This window comes from Bradyrhizobium sp., assembly GCF_049519115.1.
GTDB lineage: Bacteria > Pseudomonadota > Alphaproteobacteria > Rhizobiales > Xanthobacteraceae > Bradyrhizobium.
This window is the reverse complement of the sequence record NZ_JBEKRB010000037.1, coordinates 94,387-101,374: the sequence shown is the minus strand read 5'-3', so window position 1 is coordinate 101,374 and position 6,988 is coordinate 94,387. Positions and strand designations below refer to the sequence as shown.

Sequence of the window (6,988 nt, the reverse complement as noted above, 5' to 3'; positions counted from 1 at the left end):
GTTCGATCGGCTGGGCTTGCCCCGTCTCTCATGACCTCAACCTCTCGAACCGCCCGGTGCGGACCCGCATGCCGGGTGGTGTGGCAGGGGAGCGACCCAAAAGGTCGCCCCCTATGCCGATTGAAAGCAACGCCGTGGAATCGGTACACGCCGCAGCCCGCTGTTGTGCTAAACGGCTGATCCATGAGTGAACCCGTCAAAACCACTGTCTTGCAGAGCGCGCTACGCGGGCTCGCCTGTCGGTGTCCGCGCTGTGGCCGCGGGAAATTGTTCTCAGGCTTTCTGACGCTGGCGCCGCGCTGCCAAGCCTGCGGATTGGACTATACGTTCATCGATACCGGCGATGGTCCCGCGATCTTCATCATCATGCTGGCGGGCGCGATCGTCGTGACCTGCGCGCTGATTGTGGAAGTGAAGTATCAGCCGCCGTTCTGGCTGCATGCGGTGCTCTGGCTGCCGCTGATTCTGGTCACCACGCTATTGCCGTTGCGTTCGATGAAGGCGCTTCTGATTGCGCTGCAGTTCCATCACAAGGCAGCGCCGGGCCGTTTGATCGATCGCGAACCAAAATGAGCGCGACCGCAGGACGGCCGCGCCTCGGCTTTAGCCTCTTTACGCTTGTCATGGTCGCCGCCTTCATCGGCCTCGGCGTCTGGCAGCTCCAGCGCCGGATCGAAAAGCATGCGCTGATTGCGGCGCTGACCGAGCGGCTCGCGGCCACGCCAGTGCCACTGCCGCCTGTGGCAACCTGGAGCTCGCTTAACGCCGGGAGAGATGAATTCCGCCGCGTCCATTTCAGGGCGGCGTTTGACGCCGGGTCCGACGCCATGGTCTACAGCTCCGGCTCGGCCGTTCGCGACGATGTTTCCGGACCCGGCACCTGGGCTTTTATCCCGGCGCGGCTTTCAGGCGGCGAGATTGTCGTGGTCAATGCCGGCTTCGTGCAGAATACGATGCAGGACCGAGCGCAGCAGGATCGCGCGGTCGCGCACCTTGGCGCCGGTGAAGCCACCGATCTCGTCGGCTATATCCGCTTTCCGGAAAGCGCCGGCATTCTTACGCCGTCTGCCAACGTCGAGAAGCGGCTGTGGTTTGCGCGCGATCTTCCAGCGATGGCGCAAGCGCTCGGATGGAGCAATGGCGGCAAAACGGTTGCGCCATTCTACATCGACCTCGAACAGCCGCTGCCGGCGGGCGGCATTCCGAAACCCGCTCCGCTGCAGGTGCATCTCAAGGACGACCACCTGCAATATGCCATCACATGGTTCGCTCTGGCGGGCGCGGTTGTGATTGCCTTTTTCGTCTGGTGGCGCGGCAAACGTCCCCGCGCCGGGCCAGGATAGTTTGCTCGTTGCGTTCGGCTGACGAGGCCGTCAGGACAATTGCTTGTTCTCGCGACCGATGACCGCCAGTTGTTCACTTTGAACCGCCTCGAGCCGCGCCATCATCAGGATGCCGGCGACGAAAGCCAGACCGAGGTCCTCGGCCTGTTCGATCGCGTCATCGATTTTTTCAACCAGCACTCTCGTCTTTTTCTCTCGGAACATAAGAATCCCCATTGCTTTCTGCACGCCTCGCGCCAGTGCGGCGCCTCAAATCGTGTTCCAAAGTCGTCTAATGATCACGAACATAAAAACGTCGGGTCATGCGGCCGGGACCAGATCGCGGATCGCCGGGTGCTCGACGGCGGAAAGGCCCTGCCAGACCAGCATCGGCCCCGGTACAGACCGGCGGGTGCAGATTTCCGTCCAGGCCTGCTCGTTGACGTCGACCATCACGGCAACCGTCGACATCGATTCGATATCGAGAGGAAGGCCGAGCGGGCGTGCGACCCAGCCCTGATCGAGCAGGCGCGGTAGCCACCAGCTTTCAAGCACGATCGTGAAGGCCGACAGTCCCATCGAAAGCCCGTATTCTATGGCGGCGGCCTGGATCACGGCCTCGGTACGCGGCCCGGCATGTTCGCCGCGCCGGTTGGGTACGACAAAAATCCGTGACAATTCGTAGACGTCGGAGCGCCGGATGGGACCATCCAGCGACAGCTTCGGAAACAAATCGCTGAGCAGCGTCGGTCCCGTCGTCGGCACCAGGCGCATGCCCGCGACGATGGAGCGGCCTTCCAGGCCTAGCAGGTAGACCGTTTCGTCGGTGTCGAACTGGTCTATTTCGCGTTTGTCGGGGCGATCGAGAAAGCGCTCGACGACATAGATCTGGTGGCGAAGACGAAAATAGTCTTCGAGGATTTCCGAGTACAAATGCCGGTTGTCGCGACGGATGACATGGACGTCCATTGGACTCTCCCGAGCGGCGCGCGATTTGCGCGTGTCGGGAGAATGTTTTTTCGCACGTCAACCGCCTACTGTCCGAAAGGACAGGTCAGTGCTCCGATTCCGAAGTTCGCAAGCTGTTGCGGCAACCCCTGGTGCGAACTTCGGCATCAAAGAAGCAATGCCAAATATAGGTTTTCAGAACGGCTTTGAATTTGAAGTTCCTATGACGAAGTCGCAGCGATCCTTAAGGAATTCAAATTTGCCGCACTAGAGCTTGATCAGCCCGCGGGCCAGCGCCTTGGCAACCGCCGAGGTTCGGTTGACGGCGTTCAGTTTGCGTGAAGCTTCGACTTGATGGAACTTCACGGTGCGCTCGGAGATCTTCAAGATGATCGAGATCTCCCATGAGGTCTTGCCGCCGGCAACCCAGCGCAGAACTTCCCGCTCGCGCGTGGTCAGCAAATCGCGCTTTTCCGGTTGTGCCCGGGCCAGCGATCGAATGCGATTGTGGGCGTAGACCCCGATCAGTTGAAGCGCGCTCTTTGCCACCGGGTCGAGGTGCAGGTGTTCGGTGGCGAGGCTGACCACGGCGCCGCCCTCATCGTAGTGCAGCGGAATACAATGGCCGTCCCTCAGCCGGAACTCGGTGGCGCGGGTCATCACCAGATGCGCGGCGGGGTCTTCGTCCTTGTCATAACGTGCTTCAGACCATCCGAACGGTTGGACCGTGGAAGCGCGTAGCGCGGGACCGGATCCAGAACGCTGAAGTTTTCGCGTGTGTAGAGCTCGAACCATTCCGCCGGCCAGCCATTGGCGAGCGTCAGCTCGGGAAGCGCGGTTCCCGGCGCCGGCAGGCCGGCCATGATATAGGCGTGAAATCCGCACGCCTTGATTTCGGATTCAAACAGTTTGACGAGACCCGGCGCGTTGAGGCGCTCGACCGCGTCGACAAAGTCGAGTGCCCGCCTCCCCCATTGCCGGGCTGCGTCAGGCATCATGTCCCCTCGGTCCCTCCCAGAGATTGCAACCCCTCTGTGCTTCCGTCAATTACGGATCAACTTCCGCTTATCGCGTCGTTTGCGGTCACCCGGTCCATGTGGGGCGCGTACCGCCAGCGACAGGTGGCGAGGGTTGGCATCCTGATCGGTCTGGGGCAGGGCGCGCGCGAGCGAGTCCACATTCTCCGCCCTGCCAGGCTTTCAAGTCTCGTTTGGTGGAACGCCAAATAAGAAGCGGTTTCCAGTTCCTGTCAAAACGCCTATGGTGGCGCCGCTTTGCCTCCGGCAGAGTGATTTTACATATAAATGTCAAAGGCTTGACCGGATGTCGGGCCTTTGGAGGGTGGTTTGACGAAGTACATTTCGACGCGGGGAGAGGCCCCCGCTCTGGGTTTTTGCGACGTGATGCTGGCCGGGCTCGCCCGCGACGGCGGCCTCTACGTGCCTGACGTCTGGCCGCAACTCTCAGCCCAAACCATCGCCGGATTTTTCGGGCGACCTTATTGGGAGGTCGCGGTCGACGTGATTCGTCCCTTTGTCGCCAACGAGATTTCCGACGCCGATCTCGGGCGCATGGCCAACGAGGCCTACGCGACGTTTCGTCACCCCGCGGTGGTACCGCTCGATCAGACCGGGCCCAGTCAGTTCCTGCTGGAACTTTTTCACGGCCCGACGCTGGCGTTCAAGGACGTCGCGATGCAGTTGCTTTCGCGGCTGATGGATCACGTGCTGGCGAAACGGGCGCAGCGCACGACGATCGTGGTGGCAACATCCGGAGACACCGGCGGTGCCGCGGTTGATGCCTTTGCCGGTCTGGATAATGTCGACCTCATCGTGCTGTTTCCGCATGGCCGCATCTCGGAGGTGCAACGGCGGATGATGACCACGACCGGCGCCGGCAACGTTCACGCGCTGGCCGTCGAAGGTACCTTCGACGACTGCCAGGCGATCGTGAAGGAGCTGTTCAACGATCACGCGTTTCGCGATGCGGTTGCCTTGTCTGGGGTCAATTCCATCAACTGGGCGCGCATCGTGGCGCAGGTGGTGTATTACTTCACGTCCGCCGTCGCCCTCGGGGCACCGGCGCGCAGCGTCGACTTCACCGTGCCGACGGGCAACTTCGGCGACATCTTCGCCGGCTTCGTGGCCAAGCGCATGGGGCTGCCGATCAGATGGTTGCGCATCGCCTCCAACGTCAACGACATCCTGCCGCGCACCCTGAAGACCGGTATCTACGAAACCCGCGAAGTCCACGCTTCGACCTCACCATCGATGGATATCCAGGTGTCGTCGAATTTCGAGCGCCTGCTGTTCGAAGCAAGCAACCGCGATGCGGCGCTCGTGCGCGGACTGATGGCCTCGCTCAAGCAGTCGGGCCGCTTCGTCCTGCCGGATTCGGTTCTGGCCGCGGTGCGCGCTGAATTCGACGCCGGCCGCGCCGACGAAACCGAGACCAGCGCCGTCATTCGCGCCGCCTGGCGCGAAGCGGGTGATCTGGTCGATCCGCACACGGCTGTGGCCCTGGCCGTAGCTGACCGCGACAGTCCGGATTCGAAAGTGCCCAATATCGTATTGTCGACCGCGCATGCCGCCAAGTTTCCCGATGCAGTGGAGGCGGCCTGCGGTGTACGGCCAGAACTGCCGTCATGGCTTGAAGGTTTGATGACCAGGCCCGAGCGCGTTGGGGTGATGAAAAACGACACGGTCGAAGTTGCGCGATTTATCCGCTCGGTTAGCCGGGCCGCGAAGGAAGGAACTGCGGGATGAGCGTTGAAGTCACCAAGCTGCCGTCTGGCCTCACCGTCATCACCGATACCATGCCGCATCTGCAGACCGCCGCGCTCGGGATTTGGGCGGGCGTCGGCGGTCGCGACGAGAAGCCCAACGAGCACGGCATATCGCATCTGCTCGAACATATGGCGTTCAAGGGGACGACGCGGCGCACGTCGCGCGAGATCGTCGAGGAAATCGAAGCGGTCGGCGGCGATCTCAACGCCGGTACGTCGACGGAAACCACCGCCTATTATGCCCGTGTCATGAAGGCCGACGTTCCGCTGGCGCTCGATGTGCTGTCGGACATTCTCACCAATCCCTCTTTCGTGCCCGATGAACTCGAGCGGGAAAAGAGCGTCATAGTGCAGGAAATCGGCGCCGCGCAGGATACGCCCGACGATGTCGTGTTCGAACACCTCAACGAGCTGTGCTACCCGGATCAGCCGATGGGACGCTCGCTGCTCGGAACGGCGAAGACGCTGAAGGCCTTCGACCGCGACATGCTACGCGGTTATCTTTCGACCCATTATCGTGGCCCCGATATGGTGGTCGCAGCCGCTGGCGCCGTCGATCACAAGCGGGTGGTCGAAGACGTGGCGCAGCGTTTTGCAGGCTTCGACGGTACGCCGGCGCCAAAACCCGAGCCGGCGATGTTCGGCAAGGGAGGCTCGCGCGTGGTGCACCGCGAGCTTGAACAGGCGCATCTGACACTGGCGCTCGAAGGGGTTCCGCAAACCGACCTGTCGCTGTTTTCGCTTCAGGTATTCACCAACATTCTCGGCGGCGGCATGTCATCGCGCCTGTTTCAGGAAGTGCGCGAGAAACGCGGCCTCTGTTATTCGATCTACTCTTTCCACGCCCCCTATATCGATACCGGATTTTTCGGCCTCTACACCGGCACCGATCCGGGCGATGCCCCGGAGATGATGGAAGTCATCGTCGACGTCATCAACGATGCCGTCGAGACGTTGACAGAAGCCGAGATTGCGCGCGCCAAGGCGCAGATGAAGGCCGGTCTGTTGATGGCGCTGGAAAGCTGCAGCTCGCGCGCGGAGCAACTGGCACGTCATATCCTGGCCTATGGACGGCCGCTGACGGTTGAAGAACTGGTGACGAGGATCGATGCCGTCAGTGTCGAGACCACGCAAAACGCGGCGCGTGCACTATTGTCCCGCAGCCGCCCCGCGGTCGTTGCGCTTGGCAGCGGGAGGGGGCTAGACACCGCGGTCGCTTTTGCGGAAGGATTGACCAAATCGAAGGCTAAGGAGCGCCTTCACTGACGGCCGTTGCATAATAACGGGATCATGCCTGATCCTGTGTGAGGCATCGGGGGAGTTTCATTCATGGCCCTGTTTCGGTTGCCATCAAGCGGTCCGGCGGCGCTGGTCCCGCGCGGCCACGGCCTGTTGCTGCGGGCGCCGCAGATGTCGGATTTTCTGCAATGGGCGCATTTGCGGGAAGTCAGCCGCGGTTATCTCACGCCCTGGGAACCGATCTGGCCATCAGACGACTTGACCCGGTCCGGCTTCCGCCGGCGCTTGCGCCGCTATGCCGAAGATATCGCCGCCGACCGGTCGTATCCTTTCATCGTGTTCCGCGAGACCGATGGCGTCATGATCGGCGGTATCACATTGGCGAATGTCCGCCGCGGCATCGTTCAGGCCGGCACGATCGGTTATTGGGTCGGCCAGCCCCATGCGCATCGCGGTTACATGACGACGGCGTTGCGCGTGCTGCTGCCGTCGCTGTTCGGCGAGCTCAATTTGCACCGCATCGAGGCCGCCTGTATCCCTACCAACGCGCCGTCGATCAGGGTGCTGGAGAAGTGCGGTTTTACCCGCGAGGGTCTTGCGCGGCGTTATTTGTGCATCAACGGCGTCTGGCAGGACCATCTGTTGTTTGGCCTGCTTCACGAAGATTTCCGCGGCTAATTACCTTGTTGCAGGC

General features: G+C 61.8%; 8 protein-coding genes and 1 pseudogene. 5 read left to right on the top strand and 4 right to left on the bottom strand.

Annotated features, from left to right (window positions below; all coding sequences use genetic code 11):
• Nucleotides 1-183 precede the first annotated feature (183 nt).
• On the top strand, nt 184-573 hold the full coding sequence (locus ABSE61_RS24885) for a DUF983 domain-containing protein (RefSeq protein ID WP_423873792.1): 390 nt from the start codon (nt 184-186) through the stop codon (nt 571-573).
• Entirely contained in the window at nt 570-1,343 is a 774-nt protein-coding gene (locus ABSE61_RS24880) for an SURF1 family protein (protein ID WP_423873791.1), read from the top strand. Before ABSE61_RS24885 ends, ABSE61_RS24880 begins: the two co-directional genes overlap by 4 nt.
• 30 nt (nt 1,344-1,373) lie before the next feature.
• On the opposite strand, the gene ABSE61_RS24875 is transcribed toward ABSE61_RS24880, so the two are convergent.
• The 4 genes and pseudogenes from ABSE61_RS24875 to ABSE61_RS24860 form a co-directional block, all read right to left on the bottom strand.
• A complete protein-coding gene (locus ABSE61_RS24875) occupies nt 1,374-1,523 on the bottom strand; it encodes a hypothetical protein (RefSeq protein ID WP_423873790.1) in 150 nt (49 codons plus the stop codon).
• 120 nt (nt 1,524-1,643) lie between these two features.
• Complete coding sequence (locus ABSE61_RS24870) at nt 1,644-2,291, bottom strand: acyl-homoserine-lactone synthase (RefSeq protein WP_423873789.1); 648 nt, start codon at nt 2,289-2,291, stop codon at nt 1,644-1,646.
• Between the two features lie 246 nt (nt 2,292-2,537).
• Nucleotides 2,538-2,819: a LuxR C-terminal-related transcriptional regulator gene (locus ABSE61_RS24865; RefSeq protein WP_423873796.1), complete on the bottom strand. Its 282-nt coding sequence runs from the start codon at nt 2,817-2,819 to the stop codon at nt 2,538-2,540.
• Nucleotides 2,820-2,831: 12 nt separating this feature from the next.
• Nucleotides 2,832-3,133, bottom strand: a pseudogene (locus ABSE61_RS24860) (autoinducer binding domain-containing protein); the annotation flags it as partial.
• 483 nt (nt 3,134-3,616) lie between these two features.
• On the opposite strand from ABSE61_RS24860, the gene thrC reads away from it, so the two are divergent.
• The 3 genes from thrC (at nt 3,617) to ABSE61_RS24845 (ending at nt 6,972) form a co-directional block, all read left to right on the top strand.
• Nucleotides 3,617-5,035 carry a threonine synthase gene (gene thrC, locus ABSE61_RS24855; protein WP_423873788.1) on the top strand — a complete coding sequence of 473 codons (1,419 nt, stop codon included), beginning with the start codon at nt 3,617-3,619 and terminating at the stop codon, nt 5,033-5,035.
• A complete protein-coding gene (locus tag ABSE61_RS24850) occupies nt 5,032-6,321 on the top strand; it encodes a M16 family metallopeptidase (protein ID WP_423873787.1) in 1,290 nt (429 codons plus the stop codon). Before thrC ends, ABSE61_RS24850 begins: the two co-directional genes overlap by 4 nt.
• A 63-nt stretch (nt 6,322-6,384) precedes the next feature.
• Entirely contained in the window at nt 6,385-6,972 is a 588-nt protein-coding gene (locus tag ABSE61_RS24845; RefSeq protein WP_423873786.1) for a GNAT family N-acetyltransferase, read from the top strand.
• Nucleotides 6,973-6,988: the final 16 nt, after the last annotated feature.